Source organism: Xenorhabdus bakwenae, assembly GCF_030272115.1.
GTDB classification, from domain to species: domain Bacteria; phylum Pseudomonadota; class Gammaproteobacteria; order Enterobacterales; family Enterobacteriaceae; genus Xenorhabdus; species Xenorhabdus bakwenae.
In genome coordinates this window covers 2,546,898-2,572,491 of record NZ_CP119194.1, presented here as the reverse complement: position 1 = coordinate 2,572,491, position 25,594 = coordinate 2,546,898, and the positions used below count along the sequence as shown (strand labels likewise).

The window sequence follows — 25,594 nt, the reverse complement described above, 5'->3', positions numbered from 1 at the left end:
TACGCACTGACTTATTAAATTATTTAATTATTAAAAACATGGGGTTGTATCTATGGCACCATAAATAGCAGCCTGATTTTTATAAAATGCCCACATAGAATTCCCATAATCATAATGCCACCATTCAGTGGGTAAACTGGTAAACCCTACTTGCGTCATGGCTTGATAGAGTAATCGGCGATATAAAGTAGCAGGCATATTTTTTTTCCGGCGCTTTTTCTAATGCGGCGGTGTAGGAAAGTTCGCTCACTTCATCGAACTCAGTTCCCAAAAACAGTGGATGACCCGATGCGATATCGAAGAGTGTGACATCCACGGATCCCCCTGTCAGATGCGGGCTGATCTGATTTTCTTCTACAGGCGCCGGAGCGACAAACTGCTGCAATAGTTTTCGTTGTTCTTCTGCCGATAAGTCAGTATATTGCTCTGCAATCTTTGCCTGTGTTATCTCTTGCAATGCCTGTTGAGTTTCCCGTGAACGCCAGCCATCCAATACCAAAATCCCTAAATGGGCAGGAAGCAGTTGTGATGCCAATCTTAATTTTTCCGCCACACTTTTTCTTACCATACCATATTTAATCGCGCCTTTTATTCCCGCCAGATAATAAACAGATTTTTGCTTTAATTTATTCGAGTCAGTAATAATTTCTAAATATTCATCACATTCATAAATAGGAATTTTATTAATTATTTTCCAATTAAAATCTCTTTCTTGTGGGATCTTTTCCGCAGAATATTTTCCCAAATCGACATTTCCAGAAGAAGCAGATAACAACATATTCGACCTCACACTATCATATTGGCACAGGCATCATTTGAGTAACAATACAATTACAGATTGACAACAGAGATGCAAGCCATCAAATTTTATTTACTGTTATGAAATTGAATCATCTTTTATACCAATCCAACTTCAAGATGCGTGTCATATTTCCCCGCGCAGCGGGGAAATATGAGGCCTCGCGTCGTCTGGCGGATTGCAACTTGAAGTTTATCGAGTATATATTCAAAAGCTAATCAGATGAAATGCCGAATCGTCTGTGACAAAATAAGCCGATTTCCTTGATCCCCTAATACCTGGAGGAGGAATACCGAGACGGTATTCATGACACAACATGACTCAAGACCATCAACTACAAGTAGAAGCGATTAAATGCGGCACGGTTATCGATCACATCCCCGCCCATGTCGGCTTTAAATTATTGTCGCTGTTCAAACTCACCGAAACAGACCAGCGCATTACTATTGGCCTGAACCTGCCTTCCAACCATTTGGGTAAAAAGGATCTGATCAAGATTGAAAACACCTTTCTGACAGAGCAACAGGCAAATCAACTCGCCGTGTATGCCCCACATGCCACCATCAATAACATTGAGAATTACGTTGTGGTTAAAAAGATGCCAATTAATCTGCCCGACCAGATCAACAGTGTTCTTGTCTGCCCAAACAGCAATTGCATCAGCCATAATGAACCTGTCAACAGCAGCTTCCATGTGATGTCAGAAAAAGACGATGTGGTATTGCGCTGTAAGTACTGCGAGAAAGAGTTTGATCGCCAGGCCGTTATCAATAACGGTTAACCGCCGGTTCAAACAATCTACCCGCGACCCGTTCACGCAATCTGTAAGAATGTCCTGTATCAATTGATGTGGGACAGAGGATCACTATAATGGCGATCCAATAAATTTTTCCATTTAGATATCAAACAGGAGTTTCTAATGTCACGTTCTATCCATACCGAGAATGCCCCCGCCGCAATCGGCCCTTATGTTCAGGGTGTTGATCTGGGCAGCATGGTTATCACTTCCGGCCAGATCCCTGTTGATCCCAAAACGGGAACCATCCCTGAAGAGGTGACGGCTCAAGCCCGTCAATCTTTGGAAAACGTTAAAGCGATTATTGAACAATCCGGCTTGAAAGTTGCTGATATCGTAAAAACCACGGTGTTCGTTAAGGATCTGAATGATTTTGCTGCCGTGAACGCAACTTACGAAGCGTTCTTCGCTGAACATAATGCGCCGTTCCCTGCCCGTTCATGCGTTGAAGTTGCCCGTCTGCCAAAAGATGTGAAAATCGAAATCGAAGCCATCGCCGTTCGTCGCTAATTTGCCGTTTTCCCAGCCCTGATCACTCGGTATCAGGGTTGATATTCCCGTCTGGTTTGGTCATGCTCCCAATGATTAGATAATATGATAAACTCCCCACTTTTTGTTATGGATGAGATATGGCTAAAGTTGATGTGGTTTGTCGGTACTGTCACAAAACTGAAGAGGTTAAAGCAACTGTCTTGAACGCGATTTTATGGCGTTATCTGATGATACGAATTATTCCATTCTTCATTTTTTCTAATCATCGCATTCAAGATGGTCAGCAGCTTGCGCATACAAGCCACAAGAGCCACTTTTTTGGCCTTACCCGCCGCCAGCAGGCGGTTGTAAAACGTCTTGATTACCGGGTTAAAACGGGTTGCCACGAGTGTGGCCATATACAACGCTGTCCGAACCCCAGCGCGCCCGCCAAAGATGGTTCGTCGACCCCGCATAGTTCCCGAGTCACGGTTAACAGGAGCAACGCCAACAAGTGCACTGATTTCCCGACGCGAGAGCTTGCCCAGTTCAGGGACTTCTGCCAGCAGGGCTGCTGTTGTCATTGCCCCAATGCCCTTGATGGCGCTGAGCCGGTCAGCCAGTTCCTTAAAATGAATCTGGATATGTTTATTCATATCTTCATCGATCCGCGCCAGCTCAGCTTCCAGTGCTTTAATGACAGTGTTGATGCTCTTTCTGCTCTGAGGATGCGCAGGATGTAGGCGATTACGCTCAGCAACCAGCATCGTAATCAACTGCCGTCTGCGCACCACCATGGCAGAAAGAATCTGACGTTCCGCATCTGGCAGCGCCCGAATAAACCGTTCTCGTTCGGGATGACGGTTTATCACTTCTGCCATCTGAGTCAGGACCTTGGCGTCAATGCGGTCAGTCTTTGCCAGATATCCCATGGCCCGGGCAAAATCTCGCGCTTGCCTGGGATTAATAACAAACCTCAACTTTGTTTAAGCATCGCAATTTCATGGTCACGTAAACCTAAGCTCGGCTTTTTCGGCTGGAATGTATAAGCAATCAGTCCTGATACTATTTCCAGTAAAAAGCCGACTACGCTTCGGTGCCTTGAGTGCTCTATCTGAGAAATATTTTTCAATTGGTCATTCACCGTTTCTATCAAAAACCGTTTTCTTAACATGGCCTTGTCCCAAAACGATAAAAATTTGGCTTTCATATTACGGCGAACATTCGTGATCAGCGTAATTCCTTCCTCCTTCAGTTCATCGCATAACACTTGCGATAAATAGCCTTTGTCACCATAGAGATGCCCGGTTAAACCTTGTACTAATTCCTTTACCGGCTGACGATCGTCAACATTTCCCGGTGTTAATTTAACGGATAAAATCTCCCCACAGTCATCAATAATCAGATGGAGTTTAAAGCCATAGAACCAGCCTGTACGGGTTTTTCCTCGCTGGGCGACACCCGCGAAAACTTGATGGCGAGGAATACGCAGATTATGGCAAACCGCGATTTTAGTGGAATCGATAAAGGCAATGCCGTGTGATTTTTGTTTGCGTGAAGAAAGGAAAGCGCATAACGGAATAAGGGCTCTTTTCTTCAATGTAATTATTCGATTGTAGCTGACCAGACCCGGGAAATCTGCGTTGAGATATTGCTGCACATGCTCAGTATAAAACGCTTTAAAATGACGATAATGGCTCATGTGAAATAAAATGAGGATCGTCATTATCTCACTGAGAGACAGGGAAGTGGCACGATGACGCTTGAGCTGATTATTCTCAATGAGCTGTTGTTCCCAAAGGGGAATAAATTTTTGGCAAAAATCATCGACGCAACAAAAAAGTTCTTCTAAAGTAGTCATAGCCTGAGGATCCCCACGATTTTGTTTTCTAAGCAAAAACTTTGATCGTGCCTCAGGCGCTTAGTTCCTTTTTTTCTTTCCTTTCTTAAGCGAAGTTCAGGTTAACAACGACATCAAACCCTTCGGCCTGAAGCGAGCAGGCAACAGCAGATTCCAGTCCACCGGTGGCTTCCATCAGAATCAGGGACACGAGATGTTGCTTCAGTACGGACACAATGGCATCAAAACCATCAGGATCATTACTGGCGGTGAATGCCTCTACGCCAGTACTCACGGCGATATCTAATGAGGCTTTGGAAACATCGATGCCCACACAAAGTGGATTTGGCTGACTCATATTACCCTGCCTTGCAAATACGTTATGGATGACGGACAACTGTTCGGGTTTCAGATGAGTGGCTCAGTGTATGCGTCAATAGCTTTAAAACGGGCTTAAAACCCCAGGGCAACTCAGACTGCGTACACTGTGCCAAATCTAATCGTATTTATTTTAACCTACTTTTAAGATACAAGGGCATGGAAAAGGGCGCACTGGGCATCCGCGTTATCACTGTTATGCTTGCCGTAAAACCTTTCAACTGACTTATACTTATCAAGCCTGTCAGCCCGGCATGAAAGACCAGATTATTGATATGGACATGAATAACGCCGGTGTCAGGGATACCGCTCACGTCCTGAATGTCGGCATTAACACGGTCATTCGCACACGAAAAAACTCACTCCCAGAAACATAACTACGCTGCCACTGCTGGCACTCCTGTCTCCTTTTAACATTCAGTTCTACTGTACGGATGATTATGCGGTTTACGATTGCCTACCTGAGGAAAAACACCTCACGGGAAAGAAATTTACCCAACGTATAGAAAGAACCAATCTCACCCTGCGTATTCGTATAAAAAGGCTAAATCGAAAAACGATAGGCTATTCCAAATCCGAAGAAATACACGATAAAGTGATAGGAACGTTTATTGAGCGTGAATACGACTTTCTCTAAGCAATCTAACCATTGGAAGCATGACCGAAAAAACACCGGGTAAAAGCCGATTCAAAACGCTACGATACGCATCAGGATCGGGAATATGTGACCCAGAAGCGCGAATCCGATTATGATTTTTTCAGCCGGTTAGCGGCGGAAGAGGGATTCAGTTTCTGGTTTGAGGATGAAACGCTGTTTTTCAGTGACAGCCACCTGGGCATGACCGCGGGCTTGCCGCTGCAATACCAGCCCCAGCCGGAAACCGCCCACGGAACAGACACTATCTATCAGGTGCAACTGGGCGTCGGGATGAGTCCGCAACGCAGTTTCCACAAAGATTTCAACCCGGAAAAACCGCGCTATCACCTCTCCCATATGCACAGCAGCGAAGGTTTCCGCGATTTCGGCAGCCAGACCCCTTACTCCGTGTTTGAGAGTTACGGGCGGTTCCAGAAAGATGCGGTCGCCAAACCGTTTTTAAAATACCGGCAGGAAGCGCTGGATAACCAGAAACAAACCGGCAGTGGCCACAGTAACTGCATCAAACTGATGCCGGGTAAAATCTTCGAGATAAAAAATCACCCCCATAAACCGATTAACGCGCGCTGGCAAATCGTCACCATCAGCCACTACGGGTGCTGCCCACAGGCGTTCGGCGACAGCAGCGGCACCGGCACGACACTGAGCAACGATTTCCGTTTTATCGATGGCCTTGCTGACTACCGCCCGCCGTTCCACTACAAACCGTTAGCCGATGGGGATGAAACTGCCATTGTGGTCGGGCCGGAGGGCGAAGAAATTTTCGTCAATAAAGACGGGGCGATTAAAGTGTATTTTCACTGGAACCGCGATGACCCGCCGGATGATGGCGCTTCGTGCTGGGTACGGGTTGCTCAGGGCTGGAACGGTAACGGTTTTGGTTTTATGGCGATACCGCGTATCGGGCAGGAAGTAATTATCTCTTACCTCAACGGGGATATCGACCGTCCGATTGTCACCGGTTGTGTCTACAACGGCCTGAACCGCCCGCCACTGGATTTACCGGCAGAAAAGACCCGCACCACCTTTAAAACCAAAACCCACAAGGGCAAAGGATTCAATGAACTTCGGTTTGAGGATGCCAAAGGCAGTGAGGAAATTTATTTCCACGGCCAGAAAGATTTTACCGCCCAGATTGAAAATGATGTGCTCTGGCATATCAAACACGACCAGAAACAACGTATTGATAACAACCGTTACCACGATATCCGCGCCGATGACCATCATCAGGTCGCCGGTTCACGCAAAATCACCACCGAAGGCGATGTATCGCACCGGATTGCCGGTAGCCAGCATACCCAGACCGGGGATGCCACCGTGATTGACAGCGGGCAGGAAATCCACCTGAAAAGCGGCGGCAAAGTGGTGCTGGAAGCGGCAGCAGAAATCACATTGAAAGTGGGCGGTAGTTTTCTGAAAGTCACGCCGGGCGGCATTCTCTGTTCACCGATTAATGTCGGGCAGGGTTCAGGCGGCAGCGGGCGCGGGATTTCACTGCAACTTCCAGAAGGGGTAGCGCCGCTTGCACAAGTGGGACAACTTCCGATGGCGGAAGCGCTCCCGGCAACTGAATTTCCGGCTAAGCCCCCCTGCGCCATTCTCGCACAGCAAGAGGAAAACTGGGTTATCACCGGAGCAGAGGAAGCATGATGGAATCGACTAATTGGAAAAGCTGGCTATCACAGCAGGACAGAGGCGAGTGTTATTTTCTGGTCAACAGTCTGGCAGAACCGAACCCCGTTCAGCGCTTTTACCTCAACGGCTGGTCAGAACAGGCATTTCCGCTCTATAGCGGTACACCAATGAAGGCCATGCTGGAACAAAGCCCGTGGCTGATCCAACCCAAAGCTAAGTGCCTGCCGGAACTGGCGCAATTGCTGGATAAACACGCATTCAGCGATGCCAGTTGGGGCTGGGGATATCGCAGCACGTTACCGTGGTCATTTCAGTTAGCACACTGGCGCTTACATCAGCAGGTGTTGCTGCGGGGTCAGGTTGTGGTATTGCGGTTGATGGATAACCGGATCTTTACACCATTGCTGCCTGCCCTGAAATCGGGGGACTGGCGTGAACTGTTAACACCGGTTAATGAACTGATGATCGATACGCCTAACCCGATTTGCTATTACCGACCAGAAAATTGTCCTCAGGAACTGAACACGAATTTATTTGTGTTGGGTGATCACCTGATTGAAGCCCGTTACTCAACCGATACAGCCCTCAAGAATCTGGCTTACGCCTTAAGTTGCCAGCTTTGGGAAGAAAACCCTGAATTGGCATTAAAACTGGATGAGCCAGAAGGGCAATTGCAGCACAGCCTTGTAGCGTGGCTGAAACAGGCAAGAGATGAAAAGCAGAATCTGAATAAACTGACTGTTGAGCGCTTTATTACCAATAACCAACAGGTTGTGCTTAAAAAAGAAATTTAAGGCTCGCCCACTATTATCTATCATTAAGGAAGAAAAAATGAGTCAGTTAGAACAGTCGGATTGCATTAACTGCCAAGATATACTGAAACACTGGATTGAATTTCAGCTTGTGGATGAGCAGGGTGAGCCATTAGCAGGTATACCTTATAAGCTGACAAGTCGGGGAAACAAAAGCATTGTGCGAACGGGCACTACAGATGGGAATGGTTTATTGCGTGAAGCAGATCTCCCCCCCATGCCCGTGACATTATCTGTTTCAGCACAGCCTTTGGCAGATAAAGTAACCCAATGCCCAGCTCGTCTGGATACAGGGAAAGCCGGAAATATTCAGGTAAGAGAAAAAAGTTTCAAAAATAAGTATATCTACCATTATATTCCACTTGGTGCAATCAGTGATGCCTATCCAAAAGTCAAAGGCTGGAAAGAGGCTGAATTAAAAGTTTCTGAGCATTTTAAAAATTCAGTATTAAAAGGATTTACTGCTAATTCTCTTAATCAGCAGTATGTATTGGAAGTTCAGGCGATAGAAAGCGGCATAAATTTAATTATTGGTGTATTTTTTGATGGAACTGGAAACAATGTAAATAATACTGATGAACGTTTATGTGCTAAAGAAAAAAGTGACCCAACCCCAGAACAACTTGATAAATTTATTTGTTCATTTAGCAAGTATGGTGAACCTGGTGATGTTTCACGATTGAGTTATGATAACCATTACACAAATGTTCATTTATTGCACAAACTATATAAAAATACCAAACTTGATGATAACACACATCAAATTAAAGTTTATATTGAAGGTGTCGGGACCGTATCAGGGGAAGCTGATCATGTATGGGGTTATATGTCGGGAAGAGGGGATGCTGGCATTGTAATCAAAACTAATCTTGCTATTCAGAAAATCAAAACAGAACTTTTAAAATTACAAGATGAAGTAACAGATAATATCAGATCTCTTCAGTTTGATATTATAGGATTTAGTCGTGGAGCTGCGTCCTCTCGTCATTTTGCAAACCGTGTTTTAGCTAAAGATGCAGATTTATTAAATGCATTAAATGAGTTTTTTTCTAATCGTAGGTATCTGGAAAAATCTACCTATCCTACAGGTAAGACTCGCTTTTTGGGCATTTATGATACAGTTACAGCTATTGCTGAACTGAGTAATGCTCTTAATCCTCACGATTCTTCTGTAACAGGGCCTGCTAATATATTTTTATCTCCTAATATTGCAAAAAGTGTTTTCCACATTACAGCACAGAATGAATGCCGCTATAATTTCACTTTAAACAGTGTAAAACCCCATTGGCCTGAATTTGAACTACCCGGCGCACATGCTGATGTTGGTGGCGGATATGATCCTGTGGGTGATGAGAATTTATGTATCACCCGACCAAAGATGATGCAAGTATCAGGGATTGCAGTTTCTCCAGATCACAGTCTTCGTGTTTATAAAGACTCTCAAAAAGAGTTGGCGCAGTTAAAAAAATCCCCGATTATTGGTTCATTAATTAAAGATGAAAACGTTAAGTTTATCACATGGCGAGATGACAGCTCAGATTTTGCTATGCAACGATCTGGTCTAATCAATATGGTAGCTGCAGCAGTTCTGACTCGTACCATCAAGAATGACTGGTCTAAAGTCGGTATGCTGGTAATGCAAGATGCTGCACAAGAAGCGGGATTAGTTTTTAATAAACCGGATGACAAAGATATTGACTATCAACTTCCAGAGGATCTTCAGTCTCTGGCAAAAAAAGCAATCACTCAGGGAAAGGCTATCAGACAAGGTCAAAAACCTGAATCTTTTACTTTGGAGGAACTTACATTGATATGGTCTAAATATACCCATTTTTCAGCACATTGGAATAATGTGAAAACAAAAGATAATAAAATCAAAGGTGATATTTATCCGGCAGAAATTGCTTATGCGAACCGTCCTAATCGTGATTGGCGCAGAACTATTTTTGATAACAATGGAAAGGACATCTCAAAATGAGAAAAAAAGCATTAATTTTATTGATTATGATAGGGCATATTCTGCTGATATTAGGTGGATTTGCTTATATATACATTAATGAACTTGCTAAAGCGTTTGGGTACTCAGAAAATCGTGTCGTGAATTACAAACCCATTGTACGCAACAGTGAACCGCTGCCTTATGATAAATGGAGATTCCAATTTATTACCCCAGAATATTTTTACGCCAGTATTAGTTTTGTTCAATTTTTGGATGAAGATAATTATATTGTGCAAAAATTTATGCCTGATGGAGCAGATCCAGATTATAGCAGTGTGAATTCATGGAGTAAGAAATTAGGAGGAGGGGCTAGCGGGATTAAAAATCATGGTGAAGCCTTACCTCAGTCATTATTAGTTTGCTGGGATTCTGTGGTTGATAAAAAAACCTACCAAACACAGTTTATTTTTACACCAGATATCCGAAAGTTGATGAGAGAGCCTTCTGTTGGCCAACGAGTTAAAAATCATATTTTCTATCGAGATACCTTATTTATTGGTTTGGCTCCCAGTGGGGCTGCCAAGGCTTGGTTACGGGGGTATGCTAAAAACAACGGTGATAATATCTTAGTGGCAACTGGAGAGTCGGTTTCCGGTGATAACATGACTATTTGCCAGAATAAGACAAAACACCCCGATGGATATAGTGAATATTCTGAGGAAATAAAATCCTTTATCAAAGGGAAAAAATACCCCTACGGAGAATGGTAAACCGATTACCTTGAACTGAATGCAACATCAGAAATAAATATTGTTTAATTATTAGTTTCTGATGTTGGAACTTGAGAGCAATCACTCAATGAAAAACAAAAAAACATTAGCTTTATTACTTAGCTTGGGCATGATATTTGGGTTAGCGGCCTGTCAGTCATACCCGTCAGGAAAGCGGGTAGTGACCTATAAACCCATTGTACGCAACAGCGAACCGCTGCCTTATGATAAATGGAGATTCCAATTTATTACCGCAGAATATTTTTACGCCAGTATTAGTTTTGTTCAATTTTTGGATGAAGATAATTATATTGTGCAAAAATTTATGCCTGATGGAGCAAATTCAGATTTTAGAAGTGTGAATTCATGGAGTAAGAAGTTAGGAGGGGGGGCTAGCGGAATTAAAAATCATGGTGAAGCTTTACCCCAGGCATTATTAGTCTGCTGGAATTCAGTGATTGATAAAAAGTCTTATCAGACATTATTTAAATTTTCGCCAGATGTAAGACAACTGATGCGCGAACCTGCTTTCTATCCCGGCTATGAGAAACAACCACCAGACTATCGAGAGCGAATTTTTATTGGTCTGGCTCCTGCGGGAACTGCACGTGCTTGGTTGCGGGGTATTGATAAAAACAATGGCGATAATATTTTAGTGGCTACGGGTGAATCCGTTTCCGGTGATAACATGACTATTTGCCGGGATAAAACAAATCATCCTGATGGTTATGGTGAATATTCAGAACGTATTAAAAACTTTATCAAAGGGAAAAAATACCCCTATGGAGAATGGTAAAACGGCCATTTTGAAATCGCCTCAACATCAGAAGTTGGCATGATTTCTGATGTTGGAACTTGAGACCAATCCAGAGCGAGGGCGAGAACGTGAACGTTTTATGAACACAATTGGAGCGAAAATAACTAAGAAAATATTAGCATTGTTACTTTGCTCAAGCATGATATTTGGATTAACTGCTTGTCACTCTTATCCGTCCGGAAAGCGGGTAGTGACCTATAGCTGGATTAACGCAATAAGTGCAACATGCGACCCAGTATAGGCTTCCATTGGCGTCAGCCCATTTAAAATCTTTCTTGGTGTCATATTCAGCCTCAATTCCATATCGTTGATACCTTACCCGTCAGTGGGCTAAAAGCGGTTCCCTTAGGCCATTGGCGACGAACTAAACCCTTTGTATTTTCATTCGTTTCCCGCTGATAACTGGCATAAGGGCGGGCAAAATAAATTTGGGCTTTCGTCGATTGGCTGACCTTTTCATGCTGAGCGAACTCGCCGCCATTATCCAGCGTGATCATATGAACACGTGAAATAAGATTAAGTAAGGTATTTATTGTGTTGGAAACTACTTCTGCCGTTTTAACCTGCGTTTTTGCCATGAGTAATAAACGGCTTTTGCGATCAACCAATGTCACCAGATAAGTACCCTGACCAGAGAGGATATCGCTTTCAAAATTCCCAATACAGGCACGTTTCTCAACGATAACTGGGCGTTGGCTGATATCCACCCGATTCGGGATTAGACACTGGCTCGTTTTCCCCCTTTCCAATGTGTCTTACCAAAGCGAGGTAAACGCTGATAAAAGAGGCCGTCTGCCTCACGATTTTCACGAATACGCCGATAAATCGTGGTATGGCTGAGTGCTATCTCCGAACATTCCAGCTGCATTCTGTAGCCGTCTGGTTTTCCTCTTTTTCTTTGTCTGAGATCAACTTTTTAGGTTGTATATTGACTTATAAAACCCACATATTGTGCTTTAATATAATAAATAAACTATATATAGTATTTATACACAAAATTATCCACATCAAAACAGAAAGAGAGTCTTCCTCTTATTTTTGCTGTGAATAACATATTGAGGTGCCATATTGTGAAAATGGTTGTGATACAACAGGATGATGTGAATAAAGGCAATACCTGTGAACAGGCTTCCCATGCATGGCATGATCGATTGGATCAAGACATTCGGGGTCTGATCGAGCAAAGTAATTTCTCTCTTCTTAATGAAAACGCCAATAAAGACAGTAAGGTTATTCCAACCCAGCGTGATCTATTGGCGGGGATTGTCGCCCGACAATATGCCAAGCAGCATATGCTGCCGCATGATGTGGTGCAGGCACACGATAGAGGCGAAATTCACTATCATGATCTGGATTACGCCCCGTTTTTTCCTATGTTCAACTGTATGCTGATCGATTTGCAGGGCATGCTGACTAACGGCTTTAAAATGGGCAATGCGGAAATTGAACCGCCTAAATCCATTGCTACCGCCACTGCGGTTACTGCCCAGATTATCGCGCAAGTTGCCAGCCACATTTATGGCGGAACAACCATTAATCGTATTGATGAAGTCCTCGCTCCTTTTGTGAAAGCCAGTTATGACAAGCATCTGGCCATTGCCCAAGCGTGGAATATCGTAGATCAGGCTGCCTATGCAGAAGCCCGCACAGAAAAAGAGTGTTATGACGCTTTTCAGTCCCTGGAATATGAAGTCAATACGCTGCATACCGCTAATGGGCAAACGCCGTTTGTCACTTTCGGTTTCGGCTTGGGAACAACCAAAGAAGCCCGCCTGATTCAAATCTCAATTCTGCGCAACCGCATTGCAGGTTTGGGAAAAAACCGCAAGACCGCAGTCTTCCCAAAACTGGTGTTTACTATTCGTGATGGATTGAATCACCAGTTTGGTGATCCGCACTATGACATTAAATTATTGGCCCTGGAATGTGCCAGTAAACGCATGTATCCCGATATTCTCAATTATGATCAAGTGATCAAGGTAACGGGATCATTTAAAACACCAATGGGTTGCCGCAGTTTTCTCAGTGTTTATGAGGAAAACGGTCAGCAAATTCACGAAGGGCGTAACAATTTAGGCGTTATCAGCCTGAATCTTCCCCGCATTGCGCTTGAAGCCAAGGGGAATGACACTAATTTTTGGCAAATTTTAGATCAACGCTTGTTACTCGCCAAAAAAGCGCTGATGACGCGAATCTCTCGCCTCGAAAAGACTAAAGCTCGCGTTGCCCCGATCCTCTATATGGAAGGTGCCTGTGGTGTACGCCTGAAAGCGGATGACAATATTGCCGATATTTTCAAACAGGGTCGTGCTTCTATCTCGTTGGGCTATATCGGCATTCATGAAACGATAAATGCGTTATATGGCAATCACATTCATCTGTTTGATGATGAACGGCGCCAGCAGAAAGCCATCGAGATTGTTAAACACTTACGTAAGGCTGTCGATCAGTGGAAGCAGGAGACGGGATATGGTTTTAGTTTGTACAGTACACCCAGCGAGAATTTATGTGACCGCTTCTGCCGTTTGGATATCGCTGAGTTTGGCGTAATCCAGGGTGTCACTGATAAGGGCTATTACACCAACAGCTTCCATCTGGATGTAGAAAAAAAAGGTCAATCCCTACGATAAGCTGGACTTTGAAGCGCCCTATCCGCCATTGGCAAACGGGGGTTTTATTTGCTATGGCGAGTATCCCAACCTACAACATAATTTGAAAGCATTGGAAGATGTCTGGGATTACAGTTATTCACGTGTGCCTTACTATGGCACCAATACGCCCATCGATGAGTGTTACCAATGCGGTTTTACCGGAGAATTTGCCTGTACCAGCAAAGGGTTCACCTGCCCCCAATGTGGCAACCATGATCCAGCCCATGTTTCAGTGATTCGCCGTGTTTGTGGTTACCTTGGCAGCCCGGATGCCCGCCCATTCAATGCAGGTAAGCAGGAAGAAGTGAAACGCCGTGTGAAACATCTCGGCCATGGGCAGATAGGTTAATAGCATGAATTATCATCAATATTATCCGGTTGATGTGGTGAATGGTCCCGGCACCCGCTGTACGCTGTTCGTGTCAGGTTGTTTGCATCAATGTCGTGGCTGCTACAACCAAAGTACATGGCGAGTCGATTCAGGTCAGCCTTTTACGCAAGCCCTCGAAGATCAAATCATTGCCGACCTGAACGATCACCGGATTAAACGGCAAGGTCTGTCACTGTCTGGCGGTGATCCGCTGCATCCTCATAATGTTCGCCGCATACTGCAACTGGTTAAACGTGTACGGGAAGAATGCCCGGATAAGGATATCTGGCTGTGGACAGGTTATGTCCTCAATGAATTAAGCGAAATTCAGCAGGAAGTTATCAGTTACGTTCATGTGGTAGTGGATGGGAAGTTTGAACAAGCGCTGTATGATCCCACGTTAATTTGGCGAGGCAGCCATAATCAGGTTATCCACTATTTATGATAGGAAAATTAACGCTGCCAGTGTAATTTTTTACCAAAACCGAGGGTGTTATTGACCATTTTGATTTCATTGATATTAAGTTGCCAGATGGGGGATTTGGCGGCTAAAGCGATGGGAAAACGGCGGCAATAATGCGCTCTGGCGATGGATTCGGCTTCACCTGCCAATCGCACGACTTCACCACGAAATTGGACCCCTTTGATTTGTGCAATATTGCGGGTTTGGCCGGCAACCGTACCTGCAACGATAGGATTGTTTTGCATCATCTGACCGTGGCGAGTATCGGACTCCGTCATAAACCAGAATGCCATGCTATCCGCATCAAAGACATAAAAGCAGTTCGCACACCATAAATCCTGGCTTGAAGAAGTGCAAAGCGTGATGACATGTTGCCTGGCAAGATATTGACGAATTATTAAAATTTCTTTATTTAAATCCATATATTTCCATACCGTTATTTTATTCAAATCATAACAGAACACGATAGGCGCCTTATCCAGTTACGTGTTATGTATTTGACTCAATAAACCCTGAGATTTATATAGAAACACGATAAATTATTTATAAATTTCAGCAACACCAGCGAGTTGATTCTGGCCATTTGCCGACACAATACGGAAATAGGTTGCGCCAGCTTCATCAGCTTTTTTGGATAACTCTGTGGTCAGGCTATCGAGTGTCTCTGCACCGCTCACTGAAATAACACCGATTTTTTCTCCCTTAGCAACCTGAACTTCGGTAGCAGCAAAAGAACCGAAAGAAACTGCACTTAATGCTAAGACAGCGACAATATTTTTGACATTTTTCATGTTTTTCTCCTCTAATCATTTTTAAAATAGAGTTAATCTCTTGTAACTGTGAGCATGTTATACACTTGTTCAGATTATTATAATTAACAATTATTGCTATATTCTTTCAATTTTTTTGAAAAAAAATACCGCTATGGGTTAATAAATGGCATATAATTTAAATAAATTCATTTTGTTATATTTAAAAACCATCAAAAACTCAGCTTATAACCACATTTATCACTAAAATATGAATTAATTTCCCATACAAATTAACTTATTGAAATTATTAAAAATAAATAATGACTATTAACATATCTAACTGGCATATCTATCTGATCAGAACACGAAACGGAAGCTTATATACCGGAATAACGACCAATATATCTCGTCGATTTAGGCAACATGCAGCCGGAAAAGGCGCAAAATGCCTAAGAGGGAAAGATCCCTTAACGTTGGCCTATCAAAGTCAGGTAGGGGATAAAGGCGTAGCATTGAAAATGGAATATCGTGTGAAGAAACTGAATAAACAGCAAAAAGAAAGGCTAGTTATCGACCAGCCTCTCTGCATAACGACTTATTTAACCAAAATCGGTTCATCTGAGAAATCTTTCACTCAGGTCATGCCCACAGGTGATCAAAATGGGCAGGATAAGTAACCAGACCGTGACAATCTCCCTGCGAAATATCAGCCAGGGGATAGATCAAAAAGTCATTCTCGCAATCGGGCCATTGGCAATATACCTGATATTCAGTCGCAAGCTTAAAACCAAAACGGCTGTAGTATTCTGGCTCTCCCAGTACCACTACCGCGCCATAGCCAAACTCGTTCAGGCTATCCAATCCTTCATAAACCAATTTTTCACCAAGCCCATGACTACGATACTGTTCCGCCACTGCCAATGGTGCCAAACCTACCCATTGATGATCTTCACCATTGATATCAACGGGCGCAAAACCGGCATAACCAATCACATGGCCTTCATCGTCAGTCGCAACAATACCTAGTGTCAATAAACCATCTTCTCTTAGTTGATGAATTAACTCAGCCTCTGCCGATGTTTCAAAAGATTGCCGCAACAAACGATCAATCCCCATAGCATCGACAGGAATTTCGACCCTGATTAACATGACGATAACGCGCGATCATTCTGATCAGCGCCCTCTTTCTGTCCCGCTTTGATCAATTCAGCCAGAAGCAATAGACCAAAGTGAAGGATGGATGGCATAGATCCCACGTCAATGGAATCCATCTGATTTTTCACATGTAGTCCCAATTTTGTATTCCCTTCAACCCATAAACGACGCTGAAAAGCTATGTTTCAGGATATTCCCTGCGGGCAGCTATAAAGATGAAATTATTGAAGTTAACGCCTTTATTTTTCAACCAATACAATTACAAAAATGTCAGCTTATCTTCTGCTAATGCTTCACGAAATTACCAGCCGAGCCATTGTGCCAATACTGGGTTCTGTAGGGCAAATAGCTATGTGACATTCGCACGGAAACAACCCCAAATCAATACATTTAATAATCTGCGTCACTACCATTCACCGCTACCATTCACTTTTCAGGGGTTATGTCATGGAGCTACTTTGCCCCACAGGTAATTTGCCTGCCTTGAAATCGGCTGTCAATAATAGTACTGCTGCAATTTATATAGGTCTATATTGTCAGAACTTCGCAGACAAACTGAGTTCTCTGGGGGGTTTTGGCACAATTTAGGGTTAATGAACAAAAAGGAATACCACTGGTATTAGAAAATAACCCTGACCGTGATGAATACTGGCGGGGCATTGTGGGGTTGCCACTGTAATATTGCATACCTGGCCAATCTTACAACATAACCACGCAATCTGTTGCTTTGGAAGCCACGATAACTTCCGAAGTGTTCGCTTCTTCCTGTAACAGGATATTATGGCGAGTTAGAAACTGAACGTTTCTCACGCATGGATGGAATAACCATTTGCCACACAAGGGATATGATAGCCAGTATACTCACTCCTGCACCTACCCATGTCAGTGTGTCTAATCCCCACCCTCGTACCGTAGTACCACCCATCAGATGCTCAAGATGTTTATCCAGTTCTTTCAGGCGCTGTTGAAGGTTTTTCAGTTCAAACAATAATTCCTGAAAAAATTGACGGTTCAATATCGTCAACTCATTCTCAGCATTTTACAGTAAACATTGTTCGACTTGATGAGCCCCTTCCGGGATGGAGAGGCCATATTCCAGCCCCAATCCCCGTATTTGGTTAATCAGCGCTGTCCGATTTTTCATCAGACGCTGCCGAATTCGGTGCAGGCACTGAATATCTTGTTGTTCTATTGTTTTTTCAGGTACATAGCGCATACCCGGACGACTGTCAGCTTCCACAATGGCAATGGCGTCATTTTTATCATTCTTACTGCCCATTCTGAAAGGCGAGACATATTGGGGGCTGATTTGTTTAACTTCATGCCCAAATTGTCTGAATTGGCGGCTCCAGTAATTGGCACTGCCACAGGCTTCCATCACAATCCTTGAAGGCGGCTGTTGGGCCATGAAAGCCATGAGTTTTTCACGGGACACCATTTTGTTTTGAACGGGTTTCCCGGAAGAAGGCACGATATTTAACTGAAACCCTCGCTTTGCCAGATCAATTCCGATAACTTGTTCCATTGGACACCTCTTCATATTTTTGCTGATGTATTCAGCATGGCTCACTGAAGCCGTTTTGGGGAGGTGTCCATTTCATTACTCAAGACACCGGAGCATCATCGGCTTTTTACTGGAGGTGGTATCAGGACTCATTGCTTATACATTCCAGCCGAAAAAGCCGAGCTTAGGTTTACGTGACCATGAAATTGCGATGCTTAAACAAAACTGAGGTTGTTTAGCACCCGCGATTGTAGTGGACAGGCGGTTGCGCCAGCTGGATTTGTGCGACGAGGGCGTTGAGCTTTTGCCGTTCAGCCTGGGACTTTCGCTGATATTGCTCACTTCAGGTGACTCAGCGATAAAGTGCTTTTTCTTTTTCATGGGAGAAAAATGACCTGACTGGCAGGATCAAGCAGGAGGCAAAAGCGGATCACGAGATAAACATCACACTTTTGTGTCAATGGGGGGCTGGTGAAGGGTACAAAAACAAAGGTAGTGAATTAATCAAAATAGAATAGTTAAAGAGTAGATAGTTATTCTGCTCTTTTTTATTTCTACGGTGAAAATATAGGTTTAATTTTGTGATCTATCTTGCAATTAAAATGCAACAAAAGAAAATATCTATTTTCCCTTCAAAGCGCTTCGCATAATTAAATCGTGGCACTGTTCATTTAGTTTCTAATAGTCGATATTCCCCTTGAGAAAAATTGAGTTGAATATAGACGCCAGAAAATAATGGAATATAAAAAAATTAACAATAGCAATGGATTTACTTTATTAGAATTAATGATAGCAATGCTCATCATTTCTATTAGCTTGTCCTGGGGATTGTATCATTGGGGGAAATATCAAAGCCGCCTGCGTTTGCAATCAGCGGTACATAATGTGTTGTCTTTTATGGAAAGGCAGCAGGCTTTAGCCAATTATTTAAATCAGGATCGTACCTTATGGTTAGTGACAGGACAGCCCTGGTGTTTGATATCGTCTGTCACCAAAATCGTTGCTTGTGATGAAGGTGATGGAGAACGCGTTGATTCCCCTCATGAAGATGTATTTTTGTCATTTTCTACGACTGATCGCATTGATTTTTACGGGATCAGAAATACAGCAATGCCAGCCAGTTTCATGCTGGCAAACTCGGCAGGTGACATGAGTATCATCGTTTCTGGACGTGGGCGAATCAGGACATGCAGTAATACAATTAACTCGTTTCCTAATTGTGAGGGCATAAAAACCCCATGATTCTGACTAACTTTTATTTTAAACAAAAACAGGCAGGATTCTCATTGTTGGAAATAATGGTAGCTCTGCTAATCAGTAGCGTGATTTTTGTTGCTATGACAAAAACGTATCCGGTTTTATCAGTCCAAATTCTCGATCTCTATCGTAAATATAGATTGCATTATTTGGTGAACAGAACGACTTATTTGATAGAGAAAGATATTCGGCGGGCAGGTTATTGTCGGGATAGAGAACAGTGCAAGGGTGATCCATTGGTCATTAACAATAAAAATACAGAAATTACTAACTCCTGTTTTATTGTTGCTTTTGATCTCAATTTAAATAATCAATGGGAAAAACCGGGACACATTGAGTCTGAGTTTTTTGGTTATCGTTTAAATAACCGAGCACTTGAGTGGGGAAGAGGGGCAGGCGATTGTCAGGAAAGTGGTTGGGAAAGGCTATTTGATCCAAAAGAGGTTGTCATTGATACCTTTCATCTTGAGAAATCACAAGCAAAAGGTAGGGTGATTTTTATCACTTTGTTCATTGATGCCCATTGGTTGAAATCCCCATCAATTGTGTACCGCCATCAAGCTACAATTCGGCTGCGTAATATCAGGGGATAAATATATCAAGGAAAGAAAAATAGATGGCAGAGAAACAACAGGGAAATATTCTGCTGATATCGATAATGATGCTATTGGCGCTGAGTTTGATGATGTTGAAAGCGCTCCATTATCAACAGGAAAGTGCGATGCTTATGATGATGGATGAACAACATTATTTGCAGGCTTTTTGGCGGGCTGAATCATCATTGATATGGGGCAAGGCACAGTCGTGGCAGATCAATCAGCAAGAAATAGGGGCTTGGGTTTGTCTGCAACATACTGAATTTAATTTGAAAAGTTGCCTAAAACACTATTCAGACAATCTTTTTTTATTAAAAGGGATTGCTCAATTTACATCAGGGGAAAAACTTGAACTTTATCAATGGATGAAACAGATGAAACCTCTAAATCAAGATACACTTATTCCTATTGAAAGCGGTTGGTTGGATTTTTGCCCTGTTGCTCAGGCTGAATTTTGTTTATGAAAACCAGAAGACAAGAGGGGATGAGTTTACCTGAAGTCATGATTGCATCTGCCGTATTTGCGATCTCTTTATTGGGTTTAATGCGTTACCACCAAGCACTGTCCGCTAATTTTCAACAATATTGGGGGCAGCTTAAAGCAGTACGGTATGTCCATAATCAGTTGGAACAGTATGAACGTTTGGCAGGCCAGATTGATTTGAAGAAAAAAGAAGAAGAGGCAGCTATACAGCGAGGCTGGAAAGTGGAAGTTCAACAAGAATTTCGTTCTTGGGGGTGCTATCAGGTAACGATTAATCTGTCAGTACATTACAATAAACCAAGTAAATTAGAGCGCTGGTTTTGTGCAAGTGGGAGGCATAAAACTGACATCTAATATAGTCTACTAAAGTAAATTAATTAAATAAAAATCAATTTGTTACATTGTTTTTGTTCTGTTGTTGTCTACTGCTGTCTTTCTAAATATCTGCAATTTATTGTATAGTATTTTGTATAGAATTTCCCTACACAACTTTTCTATACAATATCGGTGATTTATGAAGCTGACAGATTTGGCAATCAAGCGAGCTAAACCAAAGGAAAAAACCTATACATTGGCGGATGGCAATGGGCTATCTTTATTGGTTGATACCAATGGTTCCAAAGGCTGGCGTTATCGTTATCAATTTGCGGGTAAAACTAAAATGATTTCATTAGGCGTTTATCCAGTAGTAACACTCACCGAAGCCAGAACCAAACGCGATGAAGCAAGAAAGCTAGTTGCTAATGGACTTAATCCCAGTGAAGTAAGAAAAACAGAAAAGATATCCGTAGCAAACCAGATAGCAAACACCTTTGAAAATATAACTCTTGAATGGTACGAAAAGCGCAAAGACAGATGGTCAGCTTCTTATGCAATAGAAATGATGGAAACATTTGAAAAAGATGTTTTTCCCTATATAGGCAATAGACCGATTACTGAGATTAAGCCAATGGAACTTATGGCTGTTTTATCGAGGTTGAATGATCGGGGAGCGACAGAAAAACTTCAAAAGGTTCGCCAACGCTGTGGGGAAGTATGGCGATATGCAGTAGCTACAGGAAGAGCTGAATATAATCCCGCACCTGATTTAGTGTCTGCTTTTGTTGCACATAAAAAGGAACATTACCCATTTTTAAATGCTGATGAGATACATGAATTCTATAAGGCTTTAAATGCGTATACAGGGAGTTTTATCGTAAAGATGGGAATGCGTTTACAAATGATTATTGGTGTTCGTCCTAGTGAATTGCGTAAAGCTGAATGGTTAGAAATTGATTTTGATAAAGCTCAATGGGAGATACCAGCCGAAAAAATGAAAATGCGCCGCCCTCATATTATCCCATTATCGAGACAGGCTATTGATATTTTGGAACAGATAAAACCCATTACAGGACAAGGGAAATATGTTTTTCAGGGCAGGATTAATCAAGCTCAACCAATGAGTGCAATGACAGTAAACGTATTAATTAAGCGCATTGGATATGCAGGAAGAGCTACAGGACATGGCTTCCGTCACACCATGAGCACTATCTTGCACGAACAAAACTATAATTCTGCTTGGATCGAAACACAGCTTGCTCATGTTGATAAGAATTCTATTCGTGGCACATATAACCACGCTCAGTATATTGATGGCCGCAGGGAAATGCTTCAATGGTATGCTGACTATATGGAAGCATTAGAGAACGGTAATAATGTCGTACACGGAAAATTTAAGCGAGCATAGACCGCCAACAACAGACAGAGCCAGCCAGTAAAAGGGCTGGTTTTTTTTGTATATGTGCTGAGCAGAGCACGCAGCTGTAACAGGCGATTTCACTACCCAAGAAAATAACCGTTACAAAAATAGTAATCATTATCTCTTTACTTTGTCATTAAGCATTGGCTATATTGCTCTTGCACCAGCAAAATCTGGTGTCAGGATTGAGACCCTGATAATAGAAAAGGCGATACATGACGCGCCAAGCGTCTTTTTTTATGTCGTAGTATCACAGCACCTTTTATTTAATAATAAGGCGTTATTTGCCTATACGAATTCAATGGTGATGCTGATGGGGCAGCCTTCGGGCTGGCTGGTTTCCCTTTTCTACCAGTAGTCTCAACCCTGTCAGCGTCACCGCCCCCACAGAGATTGAGACCTCTCGCGGTGACTCCTTAGAAAAAGAAAAGGAGATCGTCGTTATGATGGCTACCCCTACCCAAACTCACTTTAATTTCCTGTTTTTGAGCATAAAATGTTCATATTTAGCCGCAATACCTTGCCGTATAGAAACAACCGCATCCAATGAACACAATGCAAGAATGACGCTTGTTCGCAACTATATTTTATTATTTGCTGGTCGTCTGCCTGTTCAGGGGGCACACAATGAGTAATAAACCTATCTCATTAAAACAGGCTCTGTATCGTGCAGGTCTGGGGATCTCACTTTTCACGTTCATTACCAAAAAGGCTAAGGATGAACGCTGCGAAATCAACCTAAATAATCTGATTGCATTGGCACACGGCATTCATCAGGAGGTTTATCGTGATCTGTTGAAACACGTCCCACAGAACCAGGTGAATAAATTAGTCAATTACATTGTACGCCGGGAAAGAGATCCATTCGGTCAATCCTCGTTTCGTGCGGGGTTATGCACTTCTTTATATGAAATCATTCTTGAGCAGGCCAGCCAACACTGTTCGGAAGAATTGCATGATTTGCTGTCACTGGCCTGTGATATCAACCATGAAGTTTACCACGCTCTTTATGCAGCGGTTAATGGTGAGGACGAGTGATCATGAATAAGAGAAATCATAACCAGAAACGCTGTCCGTTAGATGTAATCCTAGCAGTGAAGCAATCCGCCGCGAATTATTGGCAAAATCTGTTGCCTGCTTGTGGAGTTGACGTTCCGGAAAGAGGCAAACATGGTGCTTGCCCGATATGCGGCGGTACTGATCGCTTTCATTTTATCGATGATAACCATAACGGCGACTGGCATTGTCGCCAATGTGATGAACCAAACCACGGTGACGGGCTGGATTTGGTAGCGAGAACCAAAGGGATCACGATTTATGCAGCGGCTAAATTGGTGGCTGATACCTTAGCAATGCCTTTGCCTGAACCTAAAACAGTCAAAGAACAACCGCAAACAGTCAAGCCGATTGCTGAACGCATTGTGGCACTGGTTGCCACTACAGTTACGGATAAATCTCAATATCTGGTGAAAAAGGGGCTGAAATGCCCCAATCAGAGACTATTGAAAGATGGTTCGTTATTGCTGATCACTCAAACACTGGACGGGACAATCACGGGTGCTCAGACCATCAAGCCGAACGGTGAAAAACGTCTTGTCTCCGGTACGCAGAAGAAAGGCAGTTTTATCCCTGTATCTGAGATAACCGAAACACCTGATACCTTCATCATTACCGAGGGTTACGCTACAGCCTTAACTGTTCGCCAATTGTATAAAGGCGTAGTGTTGGCCGCGATTGATGAAAGCAATTTATTCACCATTTGCGAGAAAGTCAGGGAGCGGTGGCCTGACGCAAAAATCATCCTTGCTGCTGATAATGACTGGCATAGACCCGACGAACTGGATAAGAACGGCAAACCAAAGGTGAATATCGGCAAGATCTCAGCAGAAAAAGCGGCTCTTGCGGTTAATGGCTGGATCACGTTGCCGCCTACAGAGCATAAAGCTGACTGGGACGATTATCGCCAACGTCACGGCATTGAGGTAACAAAGCAGGCATTCAGTAATGGGTTATATCAGGTGGAAAAGAAAGTGCCAGTGGCAAGGTCTGCGACCATTCATTCAGATGAATTCCGTGAGAAAGAATACGATCAGTTAAAGCCCCATGTTGATATCCGTAAGAAAGGTATTTACTGGGTTGAACCCAAAGAGCAAGGCGGCGAGATCGTCGAAGTTGAAAAATGGCTCAGTGATTACATGGAGATAGTGGGTATTGGCAACGATGGCAGCGAAGGTTATCTCATTATTAAGCTCCACCAGGAAGGCTCGGGAAAATGTATCGTTGAAGCCCTACCGCGCCGTGAAATAGGGATGCCTGTAGGTTGGGCTAGATTACGTTCACGGGGCATGAACATTACCGTAAAAAACAGTCTGTTGCCCATTTTGGCTGAACACCTGCAACGCAGCGGCGATCGCCGTGAATGGATTGTGACACAGAAAGCTGGCTGGCATTGTGGGGCGTATGTCATGCCGGACGGTGAAATCATCGGCCAGCCTTATATGCCTGTCGCGTTCAGTGGCGGCACATCTGCGATTGCCGGTTATGTAGTCAGAGGAACCGCCGAACAGTGGAAAACACACGTTGCCTCATTGCTGAAAGGTAACCGCTCAATGATGCTGGGCGTACTGGTAGGATTGTCTGCCCCGCTTAACTCACTGACAGGCGGTAGCTGCTTTGGTGTGCATTTATTTGCCCAATCCTCAGCAGGTAAAACCACTACTGTTGAGGCTGCCAGCAGCTTATACGGCGATCCCGAAGAACTTAAGTTATCATGGCACGGCACTAACCACGGCTTAAATAACCTCAACTTTGTTTAAGCATCGCAATTTCATGGTCACGTAAACCTAAGCTCGGCTTTTTCGGCTGGAATGTATAAGCAATCAGTCCTGATACTATTTCCAGTAAAAAGCCGACTACGCTTCGGTGCCTTGAGTGCTCTATCTGAGAAATATTTTTCAATTGGTCATTCACCGTTTCTATCAAAAACCGTTTTCTTAACATGGCCTTGTCCCAAAACGATAAAAATTTGGCTTTCATATTACGGCGAACATTCGTGATCAGCGTAATTCCTTCCTCCTTCAGTTCATCGCATAACACTTGCGATAAATAGCCTTTGTCACCATAGAGATGCCCGGTTAAACCTTGTACTAATTCCTTTACCGGCTGACGATCGTCAACATTTCCCGGTGTTAATTTAACGGATAAAATCTCCCCACAGTCATCAATAATCAGATGGAGTTTAAAGCCATAGAACCAGCCTGTACGGGTTTTTCCTCGCTGGGCGACACCCGCGAAAACTTGATGGCGAGGAATACGCAGATTATGGCAAACCGCGATTTTAGTGGAATCGATAAAGGCAATGCCGTGTGATTTTTGTTTGCGTGAAGAAAGGAAAGCGCATAACGGAATAAGGGCTCTTTTCTTCAATGTAATTATTCGATTGTAGCTGACCAGACCCGGGAAATCTGCGTTGAGATATTGCTGCACATGCTCAGTATAAAACGCTTTAAAATGACGATAATGGCTCATGTGAAATAAAATGAGGATCGTCATTATCTCACTGAGAGACAGGGAAGTGGCACGATGACGCTTGAGCTGATTATTCTCAATGAGCTGTTGTTCCCAAAGGGGAATAAATTTTTGGCAAAAATCATCGACGCAACAAAAAAGTTCTTCTAAAGTAGTCATAGCCTGAGGATCCCCACGATTT

Annotated in this window: 28 protein-coding genes and 8 pseudogenes; 22 read left to right on the top strand and 14 right to left on the bottom strand. The window is 43.2% G+C overall.

Going from position 1 to position 25,594, the window contains the following annotated elements; translation table 11 throughout:
- Positions 1 to 30: 30 nt before the first annotated feature.
- Positions 31 to 159 (bottom strand): M15 family metallopeptidase, encoded by a 129-nt coding sequence (locus PXH59_RS12995; RefSeq protein ID WP_285811781.1) that lies wholly within the window; start codon positions 157 to 159, stop codon positions 31 to 33.
- A complete protein-coding gene (locus tag PXH59_RS12990) occupies positions 125 to 778 on the bottom strand; it encodes a M15 family metallopeptidase domain-containing protein (protein WP_285808712.1) in 654 nt (217 codons plus the stop codon). Before PXH59_RS12990 ends, PXH59_RS12995 begins: the two co-directional genes overlap by 35 nt.
- A gap of 337 nt (positions 779 to 1,115) precedes the next feature.
- On the opposite strand from PXH59_RS12990, the gene pyrI reads away from it, so the two are divergent.
- Positions 1,116 to 1,580 (top strand): aspartate carbamoyltransferase regulatory subunit, encoded by a 465-nt coding sequence (gene pyrI / locus PXH59_RS12985; protein ID WP_285808711.1) that lies wholly within the window; start codon positions 1,116 to 1,118, stop codon positions 1,578 to 1,580.
- A gap of 138 nt (positions 1,581 to 1,718) precedes the next feature.
- On the top strand, positions 1,719 to 2,105 hold the full coding sequence (gene ridA, locus PXH59_RS12980; protein ID WP_047771188.1) for a 2-iminobutanoate/2-iminopropanoate deaminase: 387 nt from the start codon (positions 1,719 to 1,721) through the stop codon (positions 2,103 to 2,105).
- A gap of 194 nt (positions 2,106 to 2,299) precedes the next feature.
- Here ridA and PXH59_RS12975 read toward each other — a convergent pair.
- From PXH59_RS12975 to PXH59_RS12965, 3 genes and pseudogenes are all read right to left on the bottom strand, one after another.
- Positions 2,300 to 3,037: pseudogene (locus tag PXH59_RS12975) on the bottom strand (IS110 family RNA-guided transposase); the annotation flags it as partial.
- A gap of 5 nt (positions 3,038 to 3,042) precedes the next feature.
- Positions 3,043 to 3,927, bottom strand: a complete 885-nt coding sequence (locus PXH59_RS12970; protein ID WP_285808690.1) for an IS982 family transposase — start codon at positions 3,925 to 3,927, stop codon at positions 3,043 to 3,045.
- Positions 3,928 to 4,030: 103 nt separating this feature from the next.
- Positions 4,031 to 4,264: pseudogene (locus tag PXH59_RS12965) on the bottom strand (IS110 family transposase); the annotation flags it as partial.
- 169 nt (positions 4,265 to 4,433) lie between these two features.
- Between PXH59_RS12965 and PXH59_RS12960 the strand changes: the two are divergent.
- From PXH59_RS12960 to PXH59_RS12935, 6 genes and pseudogenes are all read left to right on the top strand, one after another.
- Positions 4,434 to 4,921, top strand: a pseudogene (locus PXH59_RS12960) (IS1 family transposase).
- A gap of 27 nt (positions 4,922 to 4,948) precedes the next feature.
- Positions 4,949 to 6,592: pseudogene (locus PXH59_RS12955) on the top strand (type VI secretion system Vgr family protein); the annotation flags it as partial.
- Positions 6,592 to 7,371 (top strand): DUF4123 domain-containing protein, encoded by a 780-nt coding sequence (locus PXH59_RS12950; RefSeq protein WP_285808709.1) that lies wholly within the window; start codon positions 6,592 to 6,594, stop codon positions 7,369 to 7,371. The pseudogene PXH59_RS12955 and the gene PXH59_RS12950, both read left to right, overlap by 1 nt.
- A 37-nt stretch (positions 7,372 to 7,408) precedes the next feature.
- Complete coding sequence (locus tag PXH59_RS12945; RefSeq protein ID WP_285808708.1) at positions 7,409 to 9,367, top strand: T6SS phospholipase effector Tle1-like catalytic domain-containing protein; 1,959 nt, start codon at positions 7,409 to 7,411, stop codon at positions 9,365 to 9,367.
- Entirely contained in the window at positions 9,364 to 10,098 is a 735-nt protein-coding gene (locus PXH59_RS12940) for a DUF2931 family protein (protein ID WP_285808707.1), read from the top strand. Before PXH59_RS12945 ends, PXH59_RS12940 begins: the two co-directional genes overlap by 4 nt.
- Before the next feature lie 88 nt (positions 10,099 to 10,186).
- On the top strand, positions 10,187 to 10,894 hold the full coding sequence (locus PXH59_RS12935) for a DUF2931 family protein (RefSeq protein ID WP_285808706.1): 708 nt from the start codon (positions 10,187 to 10,189) through the stop codon (positions 10,892 to 10,894).
- A gap of 314 nt (positions 10,895 to 11,208) precedes the next feature.
- Here the strand turns inward: PXH59_RS12935 and PXH59_RS12930 are convergent, their stop codons facing one another.
- On the bottom strand, positions 11,209 to 11,664 hold the full coding sequence (locus PXH59_RS12930) for an IS30 family transposase (RefSeq protein WP_285808705.1): 456 nt from the start codon (positions 11,662 to 11,664) through the stop codon (positions 11,209 to 11,211).
- Positions 11,634 to 11,783 carry a hypothetical protein gene (locus PXH59_RS12925; RefSeq protein ID WP_285808704.1) on the bottom strand — a complete coding sequence of 50 codons (150 nt, stop codon included), beginning with the start codon at positions 11,781 to 11,783 and terminating at the stop codon, positions 11,634 to 11,636. The genes PXH59_RS12930 and PXH59_RS12925 overlap by 31 nt, the downstream gene beginning before the upstream one ends.
- Positions 11,784 to 12,063: 280 nt before the next feature.
- Between PXH59_RS12925 and nrdD the strand changes: the two are divergent.
- Together nrdD and nrdG are read left to right on the top strand one after the other, a co-directional pair.
- Positions 12,064 to 13,915: pseudogene (gene nrdD / locus PXH59_RS12920) on the top strand (anaerobic ribonucleoside-triphosphate reductase); the annotation flags it as partial.
- A 4-nt stretch (positions 13,916 to 13,919) separates the two neighbouring features.
- Entirely contained in the window at positions 13,920 to 14,381 is a 462-nt protein-coding gene (gene nrdG / locus PXH59_RS12915) for an anaerobic ribonucleoside-triphosphate reductase-activating protein (RefSeq protein ID WP_285808703.1), read from the top strand.
- A gap of 8 nt (positions 14,382 to 14,389) precedes the next feature.
- Here the strand turns inward: nrdG and PXH59_RS12910 are convergent, their stop codons facing one another.
- Positions 14,390 to 14,821, bottom strand: coding sequence for a YhbP family protein (locus PXH59_RS12910; RefSeq protein WP_285808702.1), 432 nt, complete (start codon positions 14,819 to 14,821; stop codon positions 14,390 to 14,392).
- Between the two features lie 117 nt (positions 14,822 to 14,938).
- Positions 14,939 to 15,190, bottom strand: a complete 252-nt coding sequence (gene bhsA / locus PXH59_RS12905; RefSeq protein ID WP_285808701.1) for a multiple stress resistance protein BhsA — start codon at positions 15,188 to 15,190, stop codon at positions 14,939 to 14,941.
- Positions 15,191 to 15,477: 287 nt separating this feature from the next.
- Here bhsA and PXH59_RS12900 point away from each other — a divergent pair, with 287 nt between their 5' ends.
- Positions 15,478 to 15,828, top strand: a complete 351-nt coding sequence (locus PXH59_RS12900) for a GIY-YIG nuclease family protein (protein WP_285811780.1) — start codon at positions 15,478 to 15,480, stop codon at positions 15,826 to 15,828.
- On the opposite strand, the gene PXH59_RS12895 is transcribed toward PXH59_RS12900, so the two are convergent.
- Together PXH59_RS12895 and PXH59_RS12890 are read right to left on the bottom strand one after the other, a co-directional pair.
- Positions 15,791 to 16,300, bottom strand: a complete 510-nt coding sequence (locus PXH59_RS12895; protein ID WP_285808700.1) for a GNAT family N-acetyltransferase — start codon at positions 16,298 to 16,300, stop codon at positions 15,791 to 15,793. The genes PXH59_RS12900 and PXH59_RS12895 overlap by 38 nt on opposite strands.
- Positions 16,294 to 16,434 carry a hypothetical protein gene (locus tag PXH59_RS12890; protein ID WP_235428386.1) on the bottom strand — a complete coding sequence of 47 codons (141 nt, stop codon included), beginning with the start codon at positions 16,432 to 16,434 and terminating at the stop codon, positions 16,294 to 16,296. Before PXH59_RS12890 ends, PXH59_RS12895 begins: the two co-directional genes overlap by 7 nt.
- 319 nt (positions 16,435 to 16,753) lie before the next feature.
- Here PXH59_RS12890 and PXH59_RS12885 point away from each other — a divergent pair.
- Positions 16,754 to 16,837: pseudogene (locus PXH59_RS12885) on the top strand (peptidase); the annotation flags it as partial.
- A gap of 247 nt (positions 16,838 to 17,084) precedes the next feature.
- Here the strand turns inward: PXH59_RS12885 and PXH59_RS12875 are convergent.
- Both PXH59_RS12875 and PXH59_RS12870 read right to left on the bottom strand, forming a co-directional pair.
- Positions 17,085 to 17,321 carry a hypothetical protein gene (locus tag PXH59_RS12875; RefSeq protein ID WP_285808698.1) on the bottom strand — a complete coding sequence of 79 codons (237 nt, stop codon included), beginning with the start codon at positions 17,319 to 17,321 and terminating at the stop codon, positions 17,085 to 17,087.
- A gap of 57 nt (positions 17,322 to 17,378) precedes the next feature.
- Positions 17,379 to 17,831, bottom strand: a pseudogene (locus PXH59_RS12870) (IS110 family RNA-guided transposase); the annotation flags it as partial.
- Positions 17,832 to 17,907: 76 nt separating this feature from the next.
- Between PXH59_RS12870 and PXH59_RS12865 the strand changes: the two are divergent.
- The 10 genes and pseudogenes from PXH59_RS12865 to PXH59_RS12820 form a co-directional block, all read left to right on the top strand.
- Positions 17,908 to 18,039 (top strand): annotated as a pseudogene (locus PXH59_RS12865) (IS982 family transposase); the annotation flags it as partial.
- A 506-nt stretch (positions 18,040 to 18,545) separates the two neighbouring features.
- Complete coding sequence (locus tag PXH59_RS12860) at positions 18,546 to 19,052, top strand: prepilin peptidase-dependent protein (RefSeq protein ID WP_235428388.1); 507 nt, start codon at positions 18,546 to 18,548, stop codon at positions 19,050 to 19,052.
- Complete coding sequence (locus PXH59_RS12855) at positions 19,049 to 19,660, top strand: prepilin peptidase-dependent protein (RefSeq protein ID WP_047771198.1); 612 nt, start codon at positions 19,049 to 19,051, stop codon at positions 19,658 to 19,660. Before PXH59_RS12860 ends, PXH59_RS12855 begins: the two co-directional genes overlap by 4 nt.
- 23 nt (positions 19,661 to 19,683) lie before the next feature.
- Entirely contained in the window at positions 19,684 to 20,127 is a 444-nt protein-coding gene (locus PXH59_RS12850) for a YgdB family protein (RefSeq protein ID WP_047771199.1), read from the top strand.
- Complete coding sequence (locus tag PXH59_RS12845; protein ID WP_285808696.1) at positions 20,124 to 20,501, top strand: prepilin-type N-terminal cleavage/methylation domain-containing protein; 378 nt, start codon at positions 20,124 to 20,126, stop codon at positions 20,499 to 20,501. Before PXH59_RS12850 ends, PXH59_RS12845 begins: the two co-directional genes overlap by 4 nt.
- Before the next feature lie 160 nt (positions 20,502 to 20,661).
- Positions 20,662 to 21,873 carry a tyrosine-type recombinase/integrase gene (locus PXH59_RS12840; protein ID WP_285808695.1) on the top strand — a complete coding sequence of 404 codons (1,212 nt, stop codon included), beginning with the start codon at positions 20,662 to 20,664 and terminating at the stop codon, positions 21,871 to 21,873.
- A gap of 142 nt (positions 21,874 to 22,015) precedes the next feature.
- Positions 22,016 to 22,243 (top strand): ash family protein, encoded by a 228-nt coding sequence (locus PXH59_RS12835; protein ID WP_285808694.1) that lies wholly within the window; start codon positions 22,016 to 22,018, stop codon positions 22,241 to 22,243.
- Positions 22,244 to 22,328: 85 nt separating this feature from the next.
- A complete protein-coding gene (locus tag PXH59_RS12830) occupies positions 22,329 to 22,520 on the top strand; it encodes a host cell division inhibitor Icd-like protein (RefSeq protein WP_285808693.1) in 192 nt (63 codons plus the stop codon).
- Positions 22,513 to 22,923, top strand: a complete 411-nt coding sequence (locus PXH59_RS12825) for a hypothetical protein (RefSeq protein WP_285808692.1) — start codon at positions 22,513 to 22,515, stop codon at positions 22,921 to 22,923. The genes PXH59_RS12830 and PXH59_RS12825 overlap by 8 nt, the downstream gene beginning before the upstream one ends.
- A 2-nt stretch (positions 22,924 to 22,925) precedes the next feature.
- Entirely contained in the window at positions 22,926 to 24,701 is a 1,776-nt protein-coding gene (locus PXH59_RS12820) for a DUF927 domain-containing protein (RefSeq protein ID WP_285808691.1), read from the top strand.
- Here PXH59_RS12820 and PXH59_RS12815 read toward each other — a convergent pair.
- On the bottom strand, positions 24,688 to 25,572 hold the full coding sequence (locus tag PXH59_RS12815) for an IS982 family transposase (RefSeq protein WP_285808690.1): 885 nt from the start codon (positions 25,570 to 25,572) through the stop codon (positions 24,688 to 24,690). The two genes, PXH59_RS12820 and PXH59_RS12815, sit on opposite strands and share 14 nt — an antisense overlap.
- Positions 25,573 to 25,594: the final 22 nt, after the last annotated feature.

What these genes read in the sequence shown, in the direction of transcription:
- PXH59_RS12970 (WP_285808690.1), bottom strand. Translation starts at nt 3,927, where the DNA reads ATGACTACTTTAGAAGAACTTTTTTGTTGCGTCGATGATTTTTGCCAA.
- pyrI (WP_285808711.1), top strand. Translation starts at nt 1,116, where the DNA reads ATGACTCAAGACCATCAACTACAAGTAGAAGCGATTAAATGCGGCACG.
- PXH59_RS12950 (WP_285808709.1), top strand. Translation starts at nt 6,592, where the DNA reads ATGGAATCGACTAATTGGAAAAGCTGGCTATCACAGCAGGACAGAGGC.
- PXH59_RS12945 (WP_285808708.1), top strand. Translation starts at nt 7,409, where the DNA reads ATGAGTCAGTTAGAACAGTCGGATTGCATTAACTGCCAAGATATACTG.
- PXH59_RS12860 (WP_235428388.1), top strand. Translation starts at nt 18,546, where the DNA reads ATGGAATATAAAAAAATTAACAATAGCAATGGATTTACTTTATTAGAA.
- nrdG (WP_285808703.1), top strand. Translation starts at nt 13,920, where the DNA reads ATGAATTATCATCAATATTATCCGGTTGATGTGGTGAATGGTCCCGGC.
- PXH59_RS12850 (WP_047771199.1), top strand. Translation starts at nt 19,684, where the DNA reads ATGGCAGAGAAACAACAGGGAAATATTCTGCTGATATCGATAATGATG.
- PXH59_RS12910 (WP_285808702.1), bottom strand. Translation starts at nt 14,821, where the DNA reads ATGGATTTAAATAAAGAAATTTTAATAATTCGTCAATATCTTGCCAGG.
- PXH59_RS12935 (WP_285808706.1), top strand. Translation starts at nt 10,187, where the DNA reads ATGAAAAACAAAAAAACATTAGCTTTATTACTTAGCTTGGGCATGATA.
- bhsA (WP_285808701.1), bottom strand. Translation starts at nt 15,190, where the DNA reads ATGAAAAATGTCAAAAATATTGTCGCTGTCTTAGCATTAAGTGCAGTT.
- PXH59_RS12815 (WP_285808690.1), bottom strand. Translation starts at nt 25,572, where the DNA reads ATGACTACTTTAGAAGAACTTTTTTGTTGCGTCGATGATTTTTGCCAA.
- PXH59_RS12940 (WP_285808707.1), top strand. Translation starts at nt 9,364, where the DNA reads ATGAGAAAAAAAGCATTAATTTTATTGATTATGATAGGGCATATTCTG.
- PXH59_RS12855 (WP_047771198.1), top strand. Translation starts at nt 19,049, where the DNA reads ATGATTCTGACTAACTTTTATTTTAAACAAAAACAGGCAGGATTCTCA.
- ridA (WP_047771188.1), top strand. Translation starts at nt 1,719, where the DNA reads ATGTCACGTTCTATCCATACCGAGAATGCCCCCGCCGCAATCGGCCCT.
- PXH59_RS12995 (WP_285811781.1), bottom strand. Translation starts at nt 159, where the DNA reads ATGACGCAAGTAGGGTTTACCAGTTTACCCACTGAATGGTGGCATTAT.
- PXH59_RS12830 (WP_285808693.1), top strand. Translation starts at nt 22,329, where the DNA reads ATGATGGCTACCCCTACCCAAACTCACTTTAATTTCCTGTTTTTGAGC.
- PXH59_RS12820 (WP_285808691.1), top strand. Translation starts at nt 22,926, where the DNA reads ATGAATAAGAGAAATCATAACCAGAAACGCTGTCCGTTAGATGTAATC.
- PXH59_RS12990 (WP_285808712.1), bottom strand. Translation starts at nt 778, where the DNA reads ATGTTGTTATCTGCTTCTTCTGGAAATGTCGATTTGGGAAAATATTCT.
- PXH59_RS12895 (WP_285808700.1), bottom strand. Translation starts at nt 16,300, where the DNA reads ATGTTAATCAGGGTCGAAATTCCTGTCGATGCTATGGGGATTGATCGT.
- PXH59_RS12840 (WP_285808695.1), top strand. Translation starts at nt 20,662, where the DNA reads ATGAAGCTGACAGATTTGGCAATCAAGCGAGCTAAACCAAAGGAAAAA.
- PXH59_RS12925 (WP_285808704.1), bottom strand. Translation starts at nt 11,783, where the DNA reads ATGCAGCTGGAATGTTCGGAGATAGCACTCAGCCATACCACGATTTAT.
- PXH59_RS12825 (WP_285808692.1), top strand. Translation starts at nt 22,513, where the DNA reads ATGAGTAATAAACCTATCTCATTAAAACAGGCTCTGTATCGTGCAGGT.
- PXH59_RS12845 (WP_285808696.1), top strand. Translation starts at nt 20,124, where the DNA reads ATGAAAACCAGAAGACAAGAGGGGATGAGTTTACCTGAAGTCATGATT.